The 21680-nt window shown below is 34.3% G+C and carries 19 protein-coding genes and 2 riboswitches; of the genes, 11 read left to right on the top strand and 8 right to left on the bottom strand.

What is annotated here, in order from left to right; all coding sequences use genetic code 11:
* Positions 1–1026 (bottom strand): selenide, water dikinase SelD, encoded by a 1026-nt coding sequence (selD, locus tag ILYOP_RS11800; RefSeq protein WP_013388723.1) that lies wholly within the window; start codon positions 1024–1026, stop codon positions 1–3.
* A 137-nt stretch (positions 1027–1163) separates the two neighbouring features.
* Positions 1164–2342 carry an NAD(P)/FAD-dependent oxidoreductase gene (locus tag ILYOP_RS11805; RefSeq protein ID WP_013388724.1) on the bottom strand — a complete coding sequence of 393 codons (1179 nt, stop codon included), beginning with the start codon at positions 2340–2342 and terminating at the stop codon, positions 1164–1166.
* Between the two features lie 248 nt (positions 2343–2590).
* On the opposite strand from ILYOP_RS11805, the gene pap reads away from it, so the two are divergent.
* Positions 2591–4051 (top strand): polyphosphate:AMP phosphotransferase, encoded by a 1461-nt coding sequence (gene pap, locus ILYOP_RS11810; protein ID WP_013388725.1) that lies wholly within the window; start codon positions 2591–2593, stop codon positions 4049–4051.
* Positions 4052–4296: 245 nt separating this feature from the next.
* The gene (locus ILYOP_RS11815; protein WP_013388726.1) at positions 4297–5808 is read left to right on the top strand and encodes a Ppx/GppA phosphatase family protein; all 1512 of its coding nucleotides are present in this window, start codon (positions 4297–4299) and stop codon (positions 5806–5808) included.
* Between the two features lie 249 nt (positions 5809–6057).
* Here the strand turns inward: ILYOP_RS11815 and ILYOP_RS11820 are convergent, their stop codons facing one another.
* Positions 6058–6384: a hypothetical protein gene (locus ILYOP_RS11820; RefSeq protein ID WP_013388728.1), complete on the bottom strand. Its 327-nt coding sequence runs from the start codon at positions 6382–6384 to the stop codon at positions 6058–6060.
* 249 nt (positions 6385–6633) lie between these two features.
* Positions 6634–6709, top strand: a riboswitch (cyclic di-GMP riboswitch).
* A gap of 313 nt (positions 6710–7022) precedes the next feature.
* On the opposite strand from ILYOP_RS11820, the gene ILYOP_RS15880 reads away from it, so the two are divergent.
* The 5 genes from ILYOP_RS15880 (at position 7023) to ILYOP_RS15310 (ending at position 13000) form a co-directional block, all read left to right on the top strand.
* On the top strand, positions 7023–7172 hold the full coding sequence (locus ILYOP_RS15880; protein ID WP_187288128.1) for a hypothetical protein: 150 nt from the start codon (positions 7023–7025) through the stop codon (positions 7170–7172).
* 75 nt (positions 7173–7247) lie between these two features.
* Complete coding sequence (locus ILYOP_RS11825; RefSeq protein ID WP_013388729.1) at positions 7248–8381, top strand: ATP-binding protein; 1134 nt, start codon at positions 7248–7250, stop codon at positions 8379–8381.
* Positions 8382–9587, top strand: a complete 1206-nt coding sequence (locus ILYOP_RS15300; RefSeq protein ID WP_013388730.1) for a response regulator — start codon at positions 8382–8384, stop codon at positions 9585–9587.
* Between the two features lies 1 nt (position 9588).
* Positions 9589–11214, top strand: a complete 1626-nt coding sequence (locus tag ILYOP_RS15305; protein ID WP_013388731.1) for a response regulator — start codon at positions 9589–9591, stop codon at positions 11212–11214.
* Positions 11204–13000, top strand: coding sequence for an HD domain-containing phosphohydrolase (locus ILYOP_RS15310; RefSeq protein ID WP_013388732.1), 1797 nt, complete (start codon positions 11204–11206; stop codon positions 12998–13000). The genes ILYOP_RS15305 and ILYOP_RS15310 overlap by 11 nt, the downstream gene beginning before the upstream one ends.
* Positions 13001–13040: 40 nt before the next feature.
* Here the strand turns inward: ILYOP_RS15310 and ILYOP_RS16205 are convergent, their stop codons facing one another.
* Both ILYOP_RS16205 and ILYOP_RS11850 read right to left on the bottom strand, forming a co-directional pair.
* The gene (locus ILYOP_RS16205; protein ID WP_013388733.1) at positions 13041–14531 is read right to left on the bottom strand and encodes an HD domain-containing phosphohydrolase; all 1491 of its coding nucleotides are present in this window, start codon (positions 14529–14531) and stop codon (positions 13041–13043) included.
* Between the two features lie 43 nt (positions 14532–14574).
* Positions 14575–15522 carry an ABC transporter substrate-binding protein gene (locus ILYOP_RS11850; protein ID WP_013388734.1) on the bottom strand — a complete coding sequence of 316 codons (948 nt, stop codon included), beginning with the start codon at positions 15520–15522 and terminating at the stop codon, positions 14575–14577.
* Between the two features lie 75 nt (positions 15523–15597).
* Positions 15598–15673: riboswitch (cyclic di-GMP riboswitch) on the bottom strand.
* A 440-nt stretch (positions 15674–16113) separates the two neighbouring features.
* Between ILYOP_RS11850 and rfbA the strand changes: the two genes are divergently transcribed.
* The 4 genes from rfbA to ILYOP_RS11870 are packed head-to-tail and all read left to right on the top strand — an operon-like array spanning position 16114 to position 19580.
* On the top strand, positions 16114–17016 hold the full coding sequence (gene rfbA, locus ILYOP_RS11855) for a glucose-1-phosphate thymidylyltransferase RfbA (protein WP_013388735.1): 903 nt from the start codon (positions 16114–16116) through the stop codon (positions 17014–17016).
* Positions 17003–17575, top strand: a complete 573-nt coding sequence (gene rfbC, locus ILYOP_RS11860) for a dTDP-4-dehydrorhamnose 3,5-epimerase (protein WP_013388736.1) — start codon at positions 17003–17005, stop codon at positions 17573–17575. Before rfbA ends, rfbC begins: the two co-directional genes overlap by 14 nt.
* Positions 17572–18423, top strand: coding sequence for a dTDP-4-dehydrorhamnose reductase (gene rfbD, locus ILYOP_RS11865; protein ID WP_013388737.1), 852 nt, complete (start codon positions 17572–17574; stop codon positions 18421–18423). The genes rfbC and rfbD overlap by 4 nt, the downstream gene beginning before the upstream one ends.
* Positions 18420–19580 carry a dTDP-glucose 4,6-dehydratase gene (locus tag ILYOP_RS11870; RefSeq protein WP_013388738.1) on the top strand — a complete coding sequence of 387 codons (1161 nt, stop codon included), beginning with the start codon at positions 18420–18422 and terminating at the stop codon, positions 19578–19580. Before rfbD ends, ILYOP_RS11870 begins: the two co-directional genes overlap by 4 nt.
* A gap of 53 nt (positions 19581–19633) precedes the next feature.
* Here the strand turns inward: ILYOP_RS11870 and ILYOP_RS11875 are convergent, their stop codons facing one another.
* Genes ILYOP_RS11875 through ILYOP_RS11885 form a run of 3 tightly spaced genes read right to left on the bottom strand, consistent with a single transcriptional unit; the run spans position 19634 to position 21678 of the window.
* Positions 19634–20125, bottom strand: coding sequence for a GDSL-type esterase/lipase family protein (locus ILYOP_RS11875; protein WP_013388739.1), 492 nt, complete (start codon positions 20123–20125; stop codon positions 19634–19636).
* Entirely contained in the window at positions 20122–20844 is a 723-nt protein-coding gene (locus ILYOP_RS11880; RefSeq protein WP_013388740.1) for a uracil-DNA glycosylase, read from the bottom strand. Before ILYOP_RS11880 ends, ILYOP_RS11875 begins: the two co-directional genes overlap by 4 nt.
* Before the next feature lie 45 nt (positions 20845–20889).
* Positions 20890–21678, bottom strand: a complete 789-nt coding sequence (locus ILYOP_RS11885; RefSeq protein WP_013388741.1) for an N-acetylmuramoyl-L-alanine amidase — start codon at positions 21676–21678, stop codon at positions 20890–20892.
* Positions 21679–21680 lie beyond the last annotated feature (2 nt).

A 21680-nucleotide genomic window follows, 5' to 3' on the forward strand; every position in this document is an offset into this window, starting at 1 on the left:
TTATTCAACGATAATTGTGTGCTTTTGCTTTGCTGTAACTCTTCCTACTATAGATGATTTTATTTTTAGTTTGCTCAATCTATCCATTATCTCTTCAGAATACTCACTTTTCACTGAAAATAAAAGCCCTCCTGAAGTTTGTGGGTCAAATAAAATCTCTTGAAGCCAGAAAGGCACGTCGTTGAATACAACTCTGTTCCCCAGGTGGTTTCTGTTTTTTTGTCCCCCGCTGGTTATATAAAACTCCTTGGCATAGGCTTTTGCCTCTTCCATGTAAGGAATAAGTTCTTTTTCAAGTATAAAACTTTTTTCAGAACCCCCTGCCATCTCAAAGGCGTGTCCTAGAAATCCGAAGCCAGTTACATCTGTACAGGCATTTATAGGGTATTCCCTTATGATATCCATAGAGTATTTATTGAGAGTTGTCATATTTTCAAGAAGTTTTTCCACAGCCTCATCAGAAGCCTCTCCTACACTGTAGGCAGTGGCTATTATCCCAGCCCCCAAAGGTTTTGTGAGGATGAGAGTGTCTCCTTCTTCGGCACCATAATTTTTTAAAATTTTATCTGGGTGAATAATCCCAGTGACTGAAAGACCGTATTTTATTTTTTCATCGTGAATAGTATGTCCTCCGCTAAGAACGGCACCAGCTTCTGCAACTTTTTCTGCTCCTCCTCTTAAGATTTCTCCAAGATAAGAGATATCCATTTTTTCCGGGAAGCATACAATATTCATTGCAGTTTTAGGTTCTCCTCCCATGGCGTAGACGTCACTTAAGGCGTTGGCAGCAGCTACCTGTCCAAATATATAAGGGTCGTTTATCATAGGTGCAAAAAAATCAAGTGTCTGTATCATAGCTAAATCATCGGTTAGTTTGTATACCGATGCATCGTCTGATTTTTCGTATCCAACTATGAGATTTTTATCTTCTAAAGTTGGGAGTGTGGAAAGTAAATCTGAAAGAACGGCAGGTCCCATTTTACAGGCACAGCCTCCAACAGAACATTCATTTGATGGAAATTTCATTTTTATCGCCTCTTTAATATTATTGTTTAAATTCTAGGAATATAATAACACTTTATCTGATAAAACTCAACAAGGTCAACACAAGCAAAATGTTTTCATAAAAAAAGGACAGGAACTTTCCTGCCCTATAAGTGTTATTATTCGTAGAGTCCATAAATCACATCTGTAGATTCACGGTTTTTGATAAATCCTCCAACTTTCATAGCTGTTTTTGCATCACCCAAAAGAATTGCCCCTACTATTTTTTCGTCACGGACAAAGAATTTTCTGTAGATTCCTTCTTTATTATATTTATAAATATGTGCTCCCATAGGTTCTATATTTCCACCTGAGAAGAATGAAATACCAGAAACTTTAAGTCTTGTCTCAGAACTTATAGGGTTGTACTTGGATTTTTCTCCGGCCATATTACTACCGGCTACATCCCCCTGTTCTTTTGCAGGTATCCAGAGTCCATAGAGAGTTCCCTGAAATTCTATAGAATCTCCCGCTGCATAGATATCTTTTATGCTTGTTTCCATATATTCATTTACAACAATTCCTCTGTTTATTTCTACTCCTGCACTTTCTGCTAATTCTAGTCTAGGAGTTATACCTGCAGATAAAACAAGACTCTTGACTTGAAATACTTCTCCGTCTCCGAACTTGATACCTTTTACACAATCCTCGCCTAATATCTCTTCAACATTTTTTCCAAGAATGAAATTTATCCCTTTTTCTTCTAGGATTTTTTGAAGTATACGAGATCCCTCTTCATCTAGTTGTCTAGGAAGAAGACGAGGTGCTGTCTCTATAACGGTAACTTTTTTACCTAAATTGAGCAGTGAAAATGCTGTCTCTATACCTAAAAGGCCTCCTCCTAAAACGGCAACCTCTTTGCAGATTTCTACATGATTTGCTATTTCATCACTGTCATTTACTCCCCGGAATTTCAAAACACCTTTTTTTTCTTTGATTCCCTTTATATTAGGGTATCTAGGCCTTGCTCCTGTAGCTAAAAGAAGTTTATTATACTCTACAGAGCTTCCGTCTTCAAAGGTAACTTTTTTATTTTTTGAGTCAATATCTGTCACTTCCATGTCGAGTTTCACATCGATATCTTTGTCTAGATAAAACCCCTCACCGTATCCGACAAGTTTTTCAAACTCTGTCTTGTCGGCTAAGTATTCGATAAGCCTTATTCTGTAGTAAAAAGGTTTTGGTGACTTTGTCACCACAGTTATTTTTCCTTCGCTGTCTTTATTTCTAAGAGACACTGCTGCAGAGATACCTGCAATCCCGTTTCCGATTATTAAATATTCTGATCTTTCTTTCAAATATATCACCTTGCCTTTATTTTGTTTTATTCTTAAAAACTCTAAAAAAAGTATGAGATTATCCTTAATTTAGTATACATCATTTCTTATCCTTAAAAAAGAGGGTTTTTAAGTAAAAATAAGAAAAACTATAATAATTTAATTTTATTAAATTTATAAAAGCTGTAATTGGCTCAAGTTTATATATGAAAAAAGAGATTAGTATTGAATTTATCAGAATAAATCATTATTTCCATAGGAGGAGAAATATGTTTGATTTTAAAAGTTGTCTTAACATAGGGAAAGATGAGTATAAAAATATGATGGAGCCTCTTATTATTAAGCTGGGAGAGCTTCAGAGATCTGCTAGGGCAAAAAAAATACCCGTTCTTATTATTTTAGAAGGTTTAGATGCCTCTGGAAAAGGAGCTGTAATGAATGAACTTTTGATAGCCTTAGATCCTAGAGGATATAAGGTTTATTCAAATAATAAAGATTCAGAAGAGGAACTCTTAAGACCTTTCTTTTGGAAGTTTTGGAAGAATCTTCCTGGTGAAGGAGAGATAGCTATTTTTGACAGGAGCTGGTATTTTTCTGTGATTAAAAACATAAAAGATATAGATAAGAAAGAATACAAAAGAAGATGTAAAGAGATAATGGATACCGAAGAAATTCTGCAAAATGGGAAAACAATGATAATAAAGTTTTTTCTCTTTATATCAAAGGATGAGCAGAAGAAAAGGTTCAAAAAGTTGGAAAAGAATCCATCCACTTCATGGAGGGTGACCAAAGAAGATTGGGAAAGTAATAAAAACTATGATGAAATTTTAGAAGAATATAGGGAACTTCTTAAAAATACACAAAGTGAAACAGACAGATGGAATATAATTTGCTCTGAGGATATTGAAAGTGCCAAGGTTCAGATATTTCAAAATACTGCGGAGTTTTTGGAAAAAAGTATAAATCAATATGAAAAAGACAGTTTGGAAATGATCCCTTTAAAGGAAAAGAGTTTTTCTTTAGATAGTATAAATTTGATGGAGTCAGTGAACAGAAGAGATTATAAGAAAAAATTGAGAAAATACAAAGGAAAGCTCATGGAGCTAGAGCACGAAATATACGAAAAAAGAATTCCGGTGGTGTTAGCATATGAGGGCTGGGATGCAGCTGGAAAAGGAGGAAATATAAAGAGAACTGTAGACAGGCTAGATCCCAGGGGCTATGATGTTATCCCTGTAGCTGCTCCAAATGATATTGAAAAAAAACATCATTATCTATGGAGATTCTGGAAAGATTTTCCCAAGGGAGGTCACATTACAATATTTGACAGGACGTGGTATGGAAGAGTTCTCGTAGAGAGAGTAGAGGGCTTTTGTAAAGAAAAAGACTGGCACAGGGCCTATCAGGAAATAAATTCTATGGAGTCCCAGTGGGTAGATGACGGCGCTGTTATACTAAAATTCTGGCTGCATATAAGTAAGGATGAGCAGATGAGACGTTTTAGAGAACGAGAGAAAATATCATATAAAAGTTGGAAGATAACAGATGAAGACTGGAGAAATAGGGAAAAGTGGGACCTCTATAAGGAGGCAGTAGAAGATATGATAACTATGACATCTACAGAAGACGTAAAGTGGCATGTCATTCCAGGGAACTCAAAGCGTTATGCCAGGCTAAAAGTGATGGAAATAATTATCGAAGAGCTTGAAAAGGCAGTGAGAAAAAAATAAAAATACTCTATTTTTTTCTAAGGATTTAAGCAGAAATAATGTCAAACTTATAATTTTTAACAAAGAAAAACAGAATATATTTTGCAAGGAATATTCTTGAGAGAATAAAAACTTCGGGGATTAATTTCTTGATTTACTTTATAAACTCTACTATACTCTATTTAAGAGTAAAATATCACAAACTGCTTTCTGATCAAAAAAAGTTACGGGCTCAATTATACTCGGTTTAGGGGGGAAATAGATTTATGAAAAAAATAGGGATTATAGATATAGGTTCAAACTCTATAAGGCTTGTTATTTTTAATGTTTCTCCTGCCAAAAATTTCTCTGTAATAGAAGATGTGAAGGAGAGTGTACGGCTAGGAGAGGGAGTAAACAATACAGGAAAATTGAAGTTAAAAAAAATAAATTTGGCATATCATACTCTGAAGATATTTAAGGGAATATGCGACCAGAATGAAACCGACGAAATTATAGCATTTGCAACTGCTGCAGTGAGAAATGCTACAAACTCTAACCGCCTGATAGCTAAGGTGGAAAAAGAACTCAAGATGAAGATAAATATTTTCTCAGGAGAAGAAGAAGCTTATTATTCTCTTCTTGGAGCGACAAATACATTAGATGTAGCAGAGGGACTTCTCATAGATATGGGAGGGGCTAGTACAGAGCTAGTGTGGTTTAAAAATCGACGAGTTTATAAGTGGGTAAGTCTTAACTTCGGGTCTGTTACCCTGGCTCAACTGGCCAAAGTAAAAGAAAGACTCACTGATTATGCAGAAAAGAAACTTAAAAATCATGTAATAAGCGAATATGAAAAAGTCCCATGGCTCAAGGAGGTTGGAGATTTACCTCTTATAGGGGTTGGAGGAACCATAAGAAATATGGCAAAGGTTCATTCTGTAATGTGTGAATATCCACTGAATATTCTTCATAACTACAGTCTTAAAGACGGAGATGTGAGCGAGATATTTGAATATGTAAAGAGAAAAACTTACTTGCATAAACTGGAGATTCCAGGACTTTCAAAATCTAGAGCCGATATATTCACAGGTGCTTTGTGTGCTGTAGTGGAACTTCTGAAGTTTACAGAATTGGAAATGGTCATAATAAGTGGTTCGGGTATTAGAGAGGGAGTTTTGTATCAGAAGCTCAATGAGTATGGAAAACATGTGGAAAATGTCTTTGAAAGCTCTCTTTTAGATGTGGTAGAACATTTTGATCTTTCAAAAGAAAAAGGAGAGAGAATTTATAAAATATTCATGAAAATTTTTGAAGCTATGAAGCCTCTTCACGGAATACCGGAAATAGAGGAGAAGGTCATAAAGACAGCTTCATATCTCGGAAGAGTGGGAGTCAATATAAATTATTACGACGGTCCTCTTCATTCTTTTTATATGATAATAAATTCGGGACTAAAGGGCATAAAACACAGGAAGCTATTGATGGCTGCTCTTATAGTTTCTCAGCAGGATAAGTTTAATGATATGGCAAAGGATTACGGCAGCATACTGGGGAAGAAGGATATAAGGGTTATGGAGAAGCTTTCAGTTATGCTGAGGATTTCAAAGATTTTCAACAGGGTTTTTCTCTTAGATAGTGAGAGGCTGAGTATAGAGGTGGATGATGAAAGTGTTACTTTTCATATAGAAAATGAGGACCTCCTCGATGTTCAGATCAGCAGAGTGCTTATGTCAGGAAAAAGATTCAGAGAGGCTTTCGGGAAACAGCTTATAGTTACAAAGAAAAATACCCATTAATATAAAAAGGACAACTGTAAACTTTTTACAATTGTCCTTTTTCTTTTTAACCTAAATATTTCAGGTTGAAGTAGAGATCAAAGGGCCACATCAACTGCAGTTGTAACTGCTTTTACAGGGACCATCAGTACCGAGCAGGCTGTAAATAGAAGCATTGTCAAAGTTAAAATTATAATTTTCATAATAAACCTCCAGTCATTTTTTTATAATGATGGTATTATACTTTTATTGAAAATGATCTGTCAATTTTTAGTCATTTTGTTTTGTATTCTCTGTTTCAGCATTTGACTTTGAAAAGGTTTCTATCTCGTCTTTTATTATCTCACGAAGTTCACTAACCTTTAATTCTTTTACCAGCTTTTTTTCAAACTTACTGGATTTTTTTGTTTTTTCAGAATTACTTTCAGGATTTTCTATAAAAGCTCCTAATCTCTCAACAGGAAGACAGAGATTTTTTTTGTCTGCAGCAAGATGACCACATTTTTTACATATAAATCTCCCGTCACCAATCAACTCAATATATTTTTCAAGTTCTTTGCCCTTTAGATTATTGCAGCATTTGCACATCTTAGTCATAGCGTACCACCTCTTCTAATAATTTACCCAATTTAATTTGATTTCCTTGATGTTATGGGGAAAATTTAATGATCAAATTAAAGTTTTTTAGAGAATTTTTATACCTGTCCATAAAGAAAGAGAATCAACTGTGGAAAACAGGATATAAACTATTGAATCAGAACGCATATGTTTAGGAAACTAGGGTAAAATAAAAGTAAATTGACAAATCAGAAAATTAAGTGTAATATATTCTTTAATTATATTATATATAGAAAAAAGCAAACCTTTGGAAACAAAGGGACGCAAAGCTATAGGGCCTGTAAGATGGTAGCCAGTTGCCGAAAGTGTATTACACTTTTGTATTCCTGTGCTCAATTTTAATTATGCCCTTCTAAGTGAAGGGTATTTTTTTTTATAAATTTGTAAAAAGGATTTTATATAATGCACATTAAGTCAAAGAAAGCTTTTATAATAGTCATAAATTATGTATTTTGGGGACTTGTATGGATACTAGTTTTAGACAATTTGATCTATACAACTGTTGAAAACTCTCATACATCCTATATTCTATCTACCCAAAAAAGGATATCCAGAGGGGTTGAAGGAAAATGAAATCCCACTATTGTCCCAAATAATAGCTGTGGCGGATTCCTAGCATGACATCAGATCGACCTTACAAAAGAGCCATATCTATAGAAGAGGGTGTAGAAGAATTAATAAGAAACAAGGGGACACAATTTCCACCTAAAATTGTAGATATATTGATTGATAATAAAATATATCTCACTGAGGCAACTTATAAATAATAAAAAAATATGATAAAAAATTTAAACTAGTATAAAAATTTATATAAATATTTATACCACGGAGGGAAGGCTAGAATGCAAAGAGAGTATTTTCAGGAAATTTTTAATAATGTTTTATCTGCAATGATATTAATCAACAACAAAGGTGAGATTACCTATATTAACAGGGAGTTCAGCAGACTTTTTGGATATAGTCCCGACGAGTCTATAGGAAAACCATTGTCAGACTTAATTTCTCCACAGGGGAATGAAAAAGAGATAACAGAAAATATTGAGAGAGTCAAAAAGGGTGAACAGGTTTTAAAAGAGGTGGTTCGTCAGGGTAAAAATGGTGAGCTCATTGAGCTGGTAGTAATAGGGTCACCTATAATCATTAAAGATAAGCATGTGGCATCTAGCATTGTATTTAGTGATATGACCGAACGCAAAGAAAATCAGATAAAGCTTGAAAAAGCAAACAAAGAATTAAAGGAAGCCACCTCTAAATTAATTCATACGGAGAGAATAAGTGCTCTAGGGGAACTTACTTCAAGTATAGCTCACGAACTCAATCAGCCTTTGAATAATATGAAAATTGTCTGCCAGGATATATTGAGAGATGTGGCAAAGGACAGGCTAGAGGTAGAGACGATTCCTGAGAGTATAGAGGACATGGAAGAGCAGATCAATAAAATGGCGAGAATAATAGATCATATGAGAATTTTTACAAGACGTCTCGACAGCAATATGAATATGGAAAAAATTAATATAAATGACCCTATAAAAAATATGTTTCTTCTTATTGGTGAGCAGCTAAAGACAAAAAATATAGATACAGTAAAAAATCTCAATGAAGAACTGCCTAGAGTGTGGGGAAGCTCCATCGGTTTAGAGCAGATATTTACAAATATTCTCATAAATGCACGACATGCCTTAGAAGAGAAAGAATGTAAAAATAAAAAAATAGAGATTGAGAGTTTTATAAATGGAGAAAATGAGGTCTCAGTATCTATAAAAAATAACGGCGGACTGATCCCTTTAGATATAAAAGAGAGAATATTTGAGCCCTTTTTTACCACAAAAGAACCGGGCAAAGGAACAGGTCTGGGTTTAAGTATTTCAAAGAAAATAATCGAAGAACACAGCGGAAGAATCGAAATAGAAGATGAAGGGCAATGGACAAAATTTATCATAACATTGCCTGCCTTAACTGGAAACGAGGTGAAATAAGTGAATATAAAAGTATTGTTGGTGGAAGATGACAAAATGGCAAGAAAAAGACTAAAAAGAGTAATAGAAAAAGAGGGCTATGAGGTTATAGCGGCTCAAGACGGCCTAGAAGGGCTAGAACTCTTTAAAAGTGAGAGACCAGATGTAGTTATCACAGATGTGAAAATGCCTAAAATTGATGGCATTGAAGTTATGCACAGAATAAAGGAGATGTCTAAAACTACCGAAGTAATACTTATCACTGGCCATGGAGATATCGATATGGCTATAGTAGCTCTGAGAGACGGGGCACTTGATTATATAAAAAAACCAATTGATATAGACCAGCTTATTGTAAGCTTGGGACGAGCCAAAGAAAAAATACAGGATAGAAAGAAAATAACCATAAGAAATAGCATCCTCATCCTAGAAGATGATGAAAAAACAAGAGAGAAATTGGGGAAGATATATATAAAAGAGGGTTACAAGGTATTTACCGCTCCTGACGGAGAAAGAGGGCTTAAAATTTTCTCTGAAAATAAGATAGATATACTTTTGACAGACTTAAGAATGCCTATAATGAACGGTCTGCAATTCATTTCAGAGGTGAAAAAGATAAGCAGTGATTGTGAATTCATTGTACTCTCAGGATTTGGAGATGAGGCTGATGCTGTTGAAGCTATGAGGAATGGTGCCATTAATTTTATATCCAAACCAATCGACCTAGAACAGTTACTACTGTCTACTCAAAAGGCAATAGACAAACTAGAGCTGCAAAGATCTTATTATTATAAAACCAGAGAATTAGAGCTTACCAAGCAGATAATGAAAAGAATTTCAAGTGAGCGAGGTTATGACATTGAATTTTCTGAAAACAGCGAGCAAGATCAAAGTGGTCTTGTACTGAATCTTATAGATATTATGAACATTTCTTATGTACTGTTTGATGAAAAACTTGATGTTGGATTTGCAAACCAATATTTTCAAAAACAGAATGATTTTTTACCAGAAAAAATAGATAAAGAGTTTTTTGAGAAGTTGGGAATTAGAGAGATAGATATGGAAAGGTTTAGAGAAGACATAGATTTTATGTTTAAAAATAAAAGATCAAAGATGATCAAACTGGATTCTGAAGATTCTACTAAAATAATAATAATCAAAATAGTATTAATAGTAGAAGGGGAAAGAGAAGAAAGAGGTCTCGTGTTTATAGGGGGAAGAAATTAAAATGTCTAGAACAATACTTATCGTTGATGACGATCCTACTATATGCAGTGAACTTCAGAAAGAGCTGAAGAGAAACTTTTTTCCTACGTTTATAGCTGGAAATTCAAAGGACGCACTAGAAATACTGAGTAAAAATAAAATCGATATTATACTTTTAGATATATTTATGCCAGATATTGATGGACTTGATATGCTAAAGAAAGTAAAATCAAAATGGCCCTCTGTGGAAGTAATAATAATCACAGGATACAGTTCCCAGGATAAAGCTATAAAGGCTCTCAGAAGAGGCGCCATAGATTATCTGGAAAAGCCCATAAATTATGAGGAACTCAATACCTCTATAGGCCGGGCAATGGAAAAAATAACTGAAAATGCCGACCTTACCTACAGGCACACAATCCTGCTAGTAGATGATGATAAAAATGCCACCAAAAGATTGTCTAGAATATTAACCAAAGAGGGATATGAAGTCTTTACAGCAAACAACGGGAAAGAGGGCCTAGAGATAATAAATAATAACAAAATAGATATTCTGATAGCAGATATAGAGATGCCAGTTATGGGTGGTATAGAGCTACTAGAAAGGGTCAAAAAGTTCCAGAAGGATATCGAGGTCATTATGATGACCGGTTTTGGAGATGAAAGTCTAGCTATAGACGCCCTTAGAAAGGGAGCGATAAATTATCTGCGTAAACCCATCGACCTAGACGAAGTGCTAATAGCAATAGAACAGGCAGTTGAACGAATAATTCTCTACAGGAATCAACTCTATCGTGACAGGGAACTCAAGATAAACTCCCAGATAGTTTCAAAGATAAACGAAGAATTAGAAAGAAGAATAGAGAAAAGAACTTTAGAGATAAATCAAGTTCAAAGTCAGCTTTTTCAAACTTCAAAACTGGCTACTCTAGGAGAGATGGCAGCAGGATTGGCCCATGAGCTGAACCAACCTTTGGCAGGGATGTCTCTATGCACTACCAATATGAAAAAATTAAAGCAAAGGGATCTTTTGAGTGATACTGAAATAGATGAAACAATTGAGAATATAGAGGGGCTCATAAAAAGGATGTCCAAGGTTATAGTTCATATCAGAACCTTTGCCAGACAGGATCTCCAGAAGTTTAAGCCAACTAATGTAAATGAAAGTGCTGAAAATGCGCTGAACCTCATGGAAGAACAGCTAAGATTGAATGATATTGAACTTATACGGAATTTTGACCTTAACATCCCACAAATAATTGGAGAACCTTATCAGATAGAACAGATCGTAATAAATGCCCTGTCTAATGCTAAGGATGCTTTGGCTCAAAAAGAGATTTCTGATCACAATAAACTTCATGTATGGAGAAAAAAAATAGAAATGAAAACTTCATTGGTGAATCAATGGGCGTGTATTGATATAATTGATAATGGTATAGGGATGTCTAAGGCAGTAAAAGAGAAGATATTCGAACCTTTTTATACTACCAAAGAAGTGGGTAAAGCAACTGGGCTAGGTCTTTCCATAAGTTATGGGATAATAGAAAGTCATAAGGGACGAATAGATGTTTCCAGTGAGGAAGGAAAGGGAACAACTCTGTCCATTAAGTTGCCTATAAGTACGGAAGGGGAAGATAATGAAGAATAAAATTCTTGTAATCGATGACGAAAAAATGATCAGAGAAGGTCTGAAAAAACTTCTTATGCTAGATGATTACGAGGTTCTTTTAGGCGAGGACGGAATTCACGGTCTTGAGGTCATTGAAAAAGAACATGAAAATATCCAGGTAGTAATATTAGATATAAAAATGCCGAGAATGGACGGAATGGAAGTCTTGCAAATAATAAAAAAGAACTATCCTGAGATAGAAGTAATAATAAGCACTGGCCACGGGGCAATAGAGACAGCAGTTCAGGCCTTGAGGTTTGGAGCTTTTGACTATACAAATAAACCTATAGAGTATGATGAACTGGTCTTGATAATTATGAGAGCTCTCGATAAGCAAAGAGTTGTGAGAGAAAAACAGGCAGCTGAAGATGCTCTAAGATTAAGTGAGGAAAAATACAGGACAGTAGTCGAGCAGGCAAATGACGGGATAGCCATTATAAAAGATGGGGTATTTGAGTATGTAAGTCCTCCCTTGGGAAAGATATTGAATTACACTGTTTCTGAGCTAGAAGGAAACTCTGTTATGAATAATATATCTTCAGATAGTGATTATGAGTTTAGGAATTACATGGACAGCGGCTTTACAGGGAAGTCGGAAATAGTATTCTTGAATAGAGATAAGGAAAAAATATATATAGAATTGAGCTCAGGGACTATCGAGTATAGGGGTAAAGAGGCTTATTTAGTAATTTTTAGAGATATAACAGAGCGAAAACTCTCAGAAGAAAAAATAAGATATTTAAGCTTTCATGATAGTCTGACAGGATTATATAACAGGGGTTATTTTGAAGAGGAGATGAAAAGACTCGACACAAAGAGACAGCTTCCAATAAGTATTATTGTCGGTGATGTAAATGGACTAAAACTCTCTAATGACGCTTTTGGTCACTATATCGGAGATGAACTGCTAAAGGCAGCAGCAGAGTGTATAAAAAAATCATGTCGCAAAGAAGATATCATCTCTAGATGGGGTGGAGATGAGTTTGTAATTTTACTTCCCACAGTTACAGAAACTAATGTCCAAAAAGTATGTGACAGAATAATGAATGAGTGTGAAAAATATGATGAGCTGCCTTTTAAGATAAGTATCTCACTTGGTGAAGCTACAAAGAATGATGAATCTCAGGATCTCAGGGAGATTTTAAAAACTGCAGAAGACAAAATGTATAAAAATAAATTGATGTCAGGTAAAAGCATGAGGAACTCTATAATAACTTCTCTAAAGACTACTTTATATGAAAATAGTTTTGAAACAGATGAGCACAGTGGAAGAATGATTAAACTGTGTAAAAAATTTGGAAAAGTTTTGGAATTGTCAAATTCTAAGATTGAAGAGCTGGTTGCCATCGCAACATTACATGATATAGGAAAGGTTGCCATACCTAAAGAGATACTTTCAAAACCTGGCAAGTTAACTTTAGAAGAGATGGAACAAGTAAAAAAACATTCTGAAATAGGATACAGAATAGCAAAATCATGCCCAGAAATATCCCATCTGGCAGAAGGAATATTAGGACACCATGAGAGATGGGATGGAGAAGGATATCCCAATAAACTTAAGGGTGAAAAAATTCCATATGAATCTAGAATAATTTCTATATTAGATTCATATGACGTAATGATCAGTGACCGCCCCTATAAAAGAAAAATGAATCAAAAAGAGGCGGAAAAAGAATTGAAACGTTGTGCAGGTACACAATTTGATCCTTGCCTAGTTGAAAAATTTTTAGAGCTATTAGAAGAGCAATCTCTGCTTGTAAGTTAAAAGAGGGTTCCATGTGGAACCCTTTTTTAACTTAATATAGTTATTCACCATCAGGATGATTATTATAGATTTCGTTGAATTTATGGTGTATTTTAGAAAAAGCGGAGAGTATATCAGGGTCAAAATGTTCAGGAGAAGTTCTTCCATCTCCTTCTAAAATTATTCTGACAGCTTCTTCGTGGGTAAATGCTTTTTTATATGGTCTTTTACTGACAAGGGCATCATAGACATCTGAGATGGCCATTATTCTGGCTGATAAAGGGATATCTTCTCCAGAAAGTCCTTCTGGATATCCTGATCCGTCCCATTTTTCGTGGTGAGAATAAGCAATCTCCTTGGCAAAAGACAGAAATGATTTATTCCCAATGAATTTTTCAGATTTTTCGATGGTCTCTCTGCCATAAATTGTATGTTTTTTCATTATTTCGAATTCCTCTTTTGTGAGGCCGCTAGGTTTTAAAAGAATGCTGTCTGATATACCTACTTTTCCAATATCATGTAAAGGAGCTGATTTAAACATCAACTCAATATTCTTTTGGGTGAGCACCTTAGAAAATTTTGGATTGTCTTTAAGATATTCAGCCAGTGTTTCAACGTAGTGCTGGGTCCTGAAAATATGACTTCCTGTTTCATTATCCCTGGTTTCGGCCAGGTAAGCCAGACTTCTAATTGTGATATCCTGGGTAAGTTTTAACTCCATATCTCGCTTATTTACTTTAATTTCAAGATTTTCATTATGACCTTTTAATTTATCATGAAGTAATTTTAACTCTTCATCTCTTGTTTTTATTTTTTTGGTCATGTTATTGAATTCCTTGATTAAAGGGTAAAATTCCCTTCCTTTAGATTCATCTACGTGATAGGAATAGTCTCCTTCTGAAACTGCCTGAGCCGCCTTATAGAGTTTTGAGGCGGGAATGAAAAGGCTAAAGGTCACTATCCCAATAATACAAAGCAAAAGCAGTATTACTATTATAAATTCTGTTTTAAGAAAAGAATTATTTAAATTCATTAAAAGTCCTTTTATAGAACCAATATCGGATTTTATATAAATAACTCCTGTGATATCGTTATTATTTATTATGCTATACCTACTTCCATTAACTGGAATGGCCATGACCAAAGTGTCGCTAGAAAAATCAGATTTTATATATTTAAGCTTTCTGCCACTGAAAAGATTATCTAAATTTTCAGTATGCAAACCGTCAGATTCATTAAAAATTATGTTTGAAGCGATAATATTTTTATTCTTATCATAGATTGTAATTTCCTTAATAAAACCACTAGCCCCTATACTTTCCGTCATACGCTGAAGATCATAGAAGTCATTGTTTTGCATCAAAATTGAACTTGATAAATTTACACTGTCCAGTATAGCAGAGATTTCTTTCTCTGTATTCGTTTGAATATAATCATAGAATAAATTTTGGTACAGAAAAGATGCTAAGATAGATACAGCAGTCATTGTGATAGCTATCCCTAAGATGATTTTTAGACAAAACTTTATAAAATTTTTCCTTATTATATTCATTTTATTCACCTGTTATTATTTTTTTGAAAATCTAAAGTTGAATTCAATCTGTAATATTATTGATTATTTCTTCAGAATAAATATCTATGGCATTTACTGGATCTTGCAAGAGGTTGTTTTTAAGTAAAAATTCATTTAGTTCATTTATATGGGTTTTTAATACTCCAGCAGAAAACATTGTTTTATTTTCATTAGGAGTAAAAAAATAAAAGCTATTATAAAAAGCCTGAAACTCTTTTACAGACATATTTTCTTTAGAGGCCATTAATTTATAGGCTTCATCTGGATTATTTATGACATATTCCTGTGCCTTATACCATGCATTTATGAGGACTTTATAATCTTCAGGTCTTTTTTCTAAAGTCTTAGTTTTAGCTATAATAGCATCGTTGTATCCATCGATATCTTCTGTAGTTATTGCCACCCTTCCATTTCCATTTTTAGCAGCCTGATTCATAAAGGGGTCATAGGTGAAGCATGCATCCACCTCGCCAGCTACAAAGAGCTTCATCGCTTTTTCAGATGTGGTGGAGATAATCTTTACATCTTTATCCGAAATCCCTATTTTTTCCAAGGCTTTGTACAACAAAAAATGTTCATCGGTAGCTACCTCTACAGCTATTTCTTTACCCTTTAGTTCTTTTAAATCGTTAATATAATTTTTTACTACGAGGCCGTCTGCTCCGTCTATACGGCTGGTAGTGAGTATTATTTTTCCATTCTCGCCTTTATTATGATTTCGCATTGTGTTCAAATAAGTAGAATGTGTCAAGTCTGTTTTTCCAGCATAAAGAGAAGCTATGGAGTCTGACCAGGTTGAAAATCTTATAATCTCAACAGGGATGTCTTCAAAGTATCCTTGTTCTTGTGCTATATACCATAGTTCACAGGGGGGCCAGCCATTAATGGAAATCCTTATGGGTTCTTTGTAAGCTTTACATCCGGTAAATAGAACTATTAAAAAGCAAAATAATAAGACAGTTTTCTTCATAGCTAAAAATCTCCTCAAAAATAAAATAAGTATGGAAAGAAATCCATACTTTAAAAAAGGGACAAAGAATTTTTCCTCGGGAACTGGCTGCCATTTTAAAGGCCCTATAGTTTTGCGTCCCATTGTTTCCAATGGTTTGCCGATATTTTTTTTAATATATTTCAAATAATTATAGCATATAATGATGAAAAAAACCATGTTAGACACAGTATTTTTGCTATCATTTTGGTTTTTTTTATCAAATTTTGTCTAACGTAAAACAAAGCCCATATCGGGTCTCTGTGCCGTAGAAAAGAATTGGTTTTACATCATTCCTGGCATTCCCATTTGTGGCATAGCTGGGTTATGGTTTCAGCAACAATTACTTTTGTGGTTAATATAAAACCGAAATAGAATCGGCATTCTGAATAGCTAATCTAATAAATGTTGCTGCGCTGAACTATGGCTTCAGAAAGGATTTTTATTTTTATACTAGCCGACTATTAGAATTAATTGGACAGATAATTTCAGTTAATGTACAATTATTCATATAGAGTGACACTTAATAATTTAATGCCAGATTTGAAATAAGTCAGATTTTCGGAGGGAATTATGAAAGGAATTATACTTGCTGGTGGGACAGGAACAAGATTGTATCCAGTAACTAAATCCATATCAAAACAGATAATACCTGTTTATGATAAGCCTATGATATATTATCCAGTATCGGTACTTATGCTAGCTGGCATAAGGGAGATACTTGTCATCTCAACGATGAGAGACATTTCTGTATTTAAAGAGTTGTTAGGTGATGGTTCTAACTACGGCCTTAAAATATCCTACGCTGTTCAGCAAGAACCCAATGGCCTGGCAGAAGCCTTTATAATAGGAGAAGAGTTTATAGGAAATAAACCTTGTGCCCTTGTTCTAGGAGACAATATATTTTATGGGCATGGTCTCACAGGTATGTTGAAAGAGGCTGCATCTATAAAAAATGGAGCCACTATTTTTGGTTATTATGTAAATAATCCTGAATCTTTCGGCGTTGTAGAATTTGATCAAATGGGAAGGGCAGTTTCATTAGAAGAAAAACCTAAAAACCCCAAATCAAATTATGTAGTTCCAGGACTTTATTTTTACGACAATACAGTTGTGGAAAAAGCCAAAAGAATAAAACCCTCTAAAAGAAATGAGTTAGAAATAACAGAGTTAAACAAAATGTATCTCAAAGAAGGAAAGCTAAAAGTATCAAATCTAGGAAGAGGTATGGCCTGGCTTGATACAGGAACTCATGATGCCTTGCTAGATGCAGCTAACTTTGTAAAAACAATACAAGCCAGACAGGGAGTTATGATCGCCTGTCTAGAAGAGATTGCCTACAATAACGGCTGGATTACCAAAGAACAATTGGGAAATCAGATCAAGCCCCTTATGAAGTCCCATTACGGTGAGTATCTTCTAAAACTTATAAATAAGGATAGATTAGAAACGAGGATAAATAATGACAAAATTTAAAATAACAGAAACGAAAATAAAAGATTTGATAATTATAGACCCAGTTGTATTAAGTGACCAGAGAGGTTTTTTCATGGAGACATACAACAAGAGATATTTTGAAAAACTAGGTTTTAACTTAGAATTTGTTCAAGATAATCACTCAAAATCAAAAAAAGGAGTTTTGAGAGGACTTCATTTTCAGAAAGAGCATTCTCAGGGAAAGTTAATAAGGGTAACAAGAGGAAGCATATGGGATGTGGCAGTTGATTTGAGGAAAAAAAGTCCGACTTTTGGTGTATGGCATGGTTTAATTCTAAGCCAGGAAAACAAAAAGCTTTTTTATATACCAGAAGGCTTTGCCCATGGTTTTTTAACCTTGGATGATGATACAGAGATACAGTATAAATGCACTGATTTTTATTATCCTGAGTTTGATTCAGGTATAAACTGGGATGACCCTGATATCGGCATAAAATGGCCCTTTAAAGAATTTGGATTAGAGGAAGAAAATCTGATTTTGTCAGAAAGAGACATGGATCAGCCTAGTTTTAAGGAGTATTTAGGAGGAGCAAAATGATTCTTTTAACAGGAGGAAAAGGTCAACTGGGCAGTGAGTTCCAGAAACTCTTTAAAAAACTCGGCGTAGAGTATATTGCCCCGGGACACAGGGAAATGGATATTACAGATATAAATGCTGTGAAAAACTTTCTCGATGGGAAAAATATAGATTTTGTAATAAACTGTGCCGCCTATAATGATGTTGATAGGGCTGAAATGGAACCGGAAAATTGTTTCGCAGTAAACTGCCTGGCACCTGAAAACTTAGCCTTAGAATCTAAAAAAATAGGAGCTGTTTTTGTGACCTATTCAAGTGATTTTGTATTTGACGGAGAAAAAAAGAAACCGTATACAGAATCTGATATTGTTAACCCGATGAGTGTTTATTCCAAATCAAAGGCAGAAGGAGAAAAACGTGTTTTTACTGCCTGTGACAAGATCTTTGTCATAAGAACCTCTTGGGTATTTGGTACGGGAAACAATAATTTCGTCAAAAATGTAATAAACTGGTCACAACAAAGAGGAAAAATAGAGCTGGTAGAAGATCAGGTATCTTCACCGACCTATGCAAAAGATTTAGCAGAATACTCTTGGAAACTTATAAATTCAGATAAATATGGACTTTATCATTTGTCTAATACCGGTACAGCCAGTAAGTATGAAGAGGGGAAGTATATATTGGAAAAAATTGGATGGAAGGGTGAATTATTAAAAGTAAAGACTTCAAAATTCAATCTTCCTGCCAAAAGACCCAGGTATTCAAAGCTTTCTAACCAAAAAGCAGAAAAAATTACAGGAAAGAAAATGCCTCAATGGAAAAATTCCATAGATAGATTTTTTGAAGAGATAAAGGAAGGGGATCTGTGAAAACTTATTTAATTACAGGGGGAGCCGGATTTATAGGGGCTAACTTTTTAAAATATATGCTTAAAAAATATGAAAAAATAAATATAATAATCTTGGATAAGCTCACTTATGCAGGAAACCTTGAGAATATAAAAGATAATTTAGAAGATCCTAGGGTGAGCTTTATAAAAGGAGATATATGCGACAGTGATATGGTAGGAAAGATATTTCAACAGGAAAATATTGATTATGTAGTCAATTTTGCAGCAGAATCTCACGTGGATAAAAGCATAGAAAATCCAGGCATTTTTCTTAAGACCAATATAATGGGTACACAAGTTTTATTGGATGCTGCCAAGGAGCATTGGTCTTTTGGAACAGATGAAAAAGGCTATCCTCTATACACTGAAGGAAAAAAGTTCGTCCAGATTTCTACCGATGAGGTCTATGGGGATTTAAAAATTGATTATCCTGACGGGAAAAAATTAAAAGTCAGATGTGAAGAAATAGAAGAGTTATTGAAAATAAGACCTGTAATACCCAAGACATTTGGAAAGGATTTTTTTACTGAAAAAACTTCAATTAATCCCAGAAGCCCCTACTCTGCATCAAAGGCATCTGCGGATATGCTTGTTAGGGCTTATCATGAGACTTATCATATACCTGTCAATATAACAAGATGTTCAAATAATTATGGGCCTTATCAATTCCCAGAGAAACTTATACCGGTGATTATAAAAAATATAATAAAAGGGAAAAAAATTCCAATATATGGAAATGGCAGACAGGTGAGAGACTGGCTTTATGTGGAGGATCATTGCAGGGGAATAGATATGGTTATAAATAATGGGAGAGACGGAGAAGTCTATAATATAGGGGGATTCAATGAAGAGCAAAATATAGACATAGCCAGAATCATAATAGACAAACTTTACTGTGTAATAAAAGAAAATCCAAAATATCAAACTATTTTGAAAACAGACTTGAAAACAATAAATTATGACTTGATAACCTTTGTAAAAGATAGACTTGGACATGATGTGAGATATGCTATTGATCCTAATAAAACAGTCAAGGAACTTGGATTTTACCCTGAAACAGATTTTTCATTGGGGATAGAAAAGACCATTATATGGTATCTTGAAAACTGGAATGTTTTTTCTTTAGGTAAGGAATAAAAATAATAAACTTTAATTTGCCAGAGGTCTAAACCTAAAAGATCTTTGGTATTTTATATATTTTTTAAAAGTTCATTATTGAGAAGTTGGTAACCCATTGATGATAGGTGAAGTCCGTCTGTATAGAGGGAAAGGTTTAAAGAACCCTCCTCATCAAAGAAAAGTTCTGATATATCTAAAAAAATCAGGTTGTTTTCTTTAGCTAGGTCCTCTATAAACCTGTTAATTTGAAGTATGTTTATAGAAAGTTTACCGTCTCCAACTGCAGGAAGAATTCCCATTAATATTATCTCATCAAAATTTTCCTTTAAAGAAGACATTATTTTATTATAAAAATCACAGGTCTTTTCAAATGGGAAATTCATCAGTATGTCGTTTATTCCAGCCATAAAAATCACTTTTTCAGCCTCTATACTTTTAACCTCATCGATTCTCCAAAAAATATCCCTGGTGGTATCGCCTGCTACCCCCATATTTATGATATTATTGTCCTTCAGTGGATTCCACTCTGTTATGCTGTCTCCAAGTAATATAGTCTTTTTCATATTTCTTCTCCCATTATCCAATCGATATCATTTTTTGTTTCAATAAACGAGACACCATTTAAAAAGTCTTGAGGATTATATAGTTTCCCGCAAATGGCCGGATGGTTATGTTTTACTATTTTTCCAGAAACAATAAATTTTTCAAATTTCTGGGCCTTTCCTCCCCACAAAAGGTAAGTGAGATTTGGATTCTTTTTCCCTATAAAACTCAAAAGTTTTTCTGTAAAAGGCTTCCACAGGTTTATATGTGCCCCGGCATTTCCTATTTTTGTGGTGAGTGCAGTATTGAGAAATATCACTCCCTCACTGGCCCATTCTTTGAATAGTTTGTCCGGTGATAAAATCCTAAACTCTCTTTTGCTTATCTTTTCTCTCAACTCCTCTATACTGAGAATTTCGCCATAGTAACTCTTATATATGAGTTTAAGCATATTTTTTAGAGAGGTGTTTACCTTTGGGTCTCCCCAGGAATCAAGTTTTACCTCAAAGGACAGACCCGTGGCCACACCTTTTTGCGGATAGGGGTCCATACCTAAAAGGAGAACTTTTGCTTGGTTTAAGTCATACCTAAACACCTTGAAAATATTCTCTTTTATAGGGGTGTAATCTTCTCCTATAATATTTAGAATATTTTCTATAAAATTTAGTGTTTCATAATCAAAAAACTCGTGGTAAGAAAAGTGTATTTTATTTTCAGATAAAAATTTTTCTCTATTCAAAATAAACCTCCATGGCTATAAATTACTTTGTTTGAAACTAAAAGTTTATCGGTACTTATGATTGAGAGATTTTATTATAGCAAAAGTTTCTAAATCCATCTGGCCACTTATATTTTTAGGTCTAAAATGCATCTGAAAGGCCTTCAGAACATTTTTTTCTTTCTCATTCCACTGGCCGGAGATTTCCATATCATAACCGTATTTTTTAAACTCAGATTGTATATCCTCTATAGAGTAGATATCAAATATGGCAGAATCATAATAAAAATTATAGTCAGCATGATCATACCAGGCCCCTATACCGAACTCTTTGTATAACCTTTCCCAAGGGAACCTAGGTCCCGGGTCGGATTTCCGACCTGGGGCTATATCTGAGTGTCCAAGGATATTTGTCGGTTCTATATTAAATTTTTTAGATGTTTTTTTCAGCAGATGAGCAGTTTTTCTTATCTGGGATTCTTCAAAAGAATAGAATTGAAGTTCACCGTCTACTTCTGAAAAGCCAAGATTTACTATCTCTATTCCTATTGAGGTGTCATTTAGGTTGGTTCTCCCATTGAAACTGCTAAAACCTGCGTGCCAGGCCCTTTCATTTTCAGAAACAAGTTGAAATATAGGATCCCATCTAAGAGTCGTTATTAGGTAGTGAGAGCTAACATTTTCCTTTGTCAGGGTCTTTATAGATATTTTGTCATTACAGGCAGTATAATGCAAAATTATAAATTTTACTCGCTGATTTTTTCCTTTAGCAGTATAAGTTATGTTGTCTATTTCATAGTTAACCATGCTACACCCTGTAAGGATTATAGATATAATAACTAATAACAATCGCATCT

The sequence above is a fragment of the Ilyobacter polytropus DSM 2926 genome (assembly GCF_000165505.1).
Taxonomy (GTDB): domain Bacteria; phylum Fusobacteriota; class Fusobacteriia; order Fusobacteriales; family Fusobacteriaceae; genus Ilyobacter; species Ilyobacter polytropus.

Coding starts and splice junctions, on each gene's coding strand:
- selD (WP_013388723.1), bottom strand. CDS start 1,026: ATGAAATTTCCATCAAATGAATGTTCTGTTGGAGGCTGTGCCTGTAAA.
- pap (WP_013388725.1), top strand. CDS start 2,591: ATGTTTGATTTTAAAAGTTGTCTTAACATAGGGAAAGATGAGTATAAA.
- ILYOP_RS11815 (WP_013388726.1), top strand. CDS start 4,297: ATGAAAAAAATAGGGATTATAGATATAGGTTCAAACTCTATAAGGCTT.
- ILYOP_RS11820 (WP_013388728.1), bottom strand. CDS start 6,384: ATGACTAAGATGTGCAAATGCTGCAATAATCTAAAGGGCAAAGAACTT.
- ILYOP_RS15880 (WP_187288128.1), top strand. CDS start 7,023: ATGACATCAGATCGACCTTACAAAAGAGCCATATCTATAGAAGAGGGT.
- ILYOP_RS11825 (WP_013388729.1), top strand. CDS start 7,248: ATGCAAAGAGAGTATTTTCAGGAAATTTTTAATAATGTTTTATCTGCA.
- ILYOP_RS15305 (WP_013388731.1), top strand. CDS start 9,589: ATGTCTAGAACAATACTTATCGTTGATGACGATCCTACTATATGCAGT.
- ILYOP_RS15310 (WP_013388732.1), top strand. CDS start 11,204: ATGAAGAATAAAATTCTTGTAATCGATGACGAAAAAATGATCAGAGAA.
- ILYOP_RS16205 (WP_013388733.1), bottom strand. CDS start 14,531: ATGAATATAATAAGGAAAAATTTTATAAAGTTTTGTCTAAAAATCATC.
- ILYOP_RS11850 (WP_013388734.1), bottom strand. CDS start 15,522: ATGAAGAAAACTGTCTTATTATTTTGCTTTTTAATAGTTCTATTTACC.
- rfbA (WP_013388735.1), top strand. CDS start 16,114: ATGAAAGGAATTATACTTGCTGGTGGGACAGGAACAAGATTGTATCCA.
- rfbC (WP_013388736.1), top strand. CDS start 17,003: ATGACAAAATTTAAAATAACAGAAACGAAAATAAAAGATTTGATAATT.
- rfbD (WP_013388737.1), top strand. CDS start 17,572: ATGATTCTTTTAACAGGAGGAAAAGGTCAACTGGGCAGTGAGTTCCAG.
- ILYOP_RS11875 (WP_013388739.1), bottom strand. CDS start 20,125: ATGAAAAAGACTATATTACTTGGAGACAGCATAACAGAGTGGAATCCA.
- ILYOP_RS11885 (WP_013388741.1), bottom strand. CDS start 21,678: ATGCGATTGTTATTAGTTATTATATCTATAATCCTTACAGGGTGTAGC.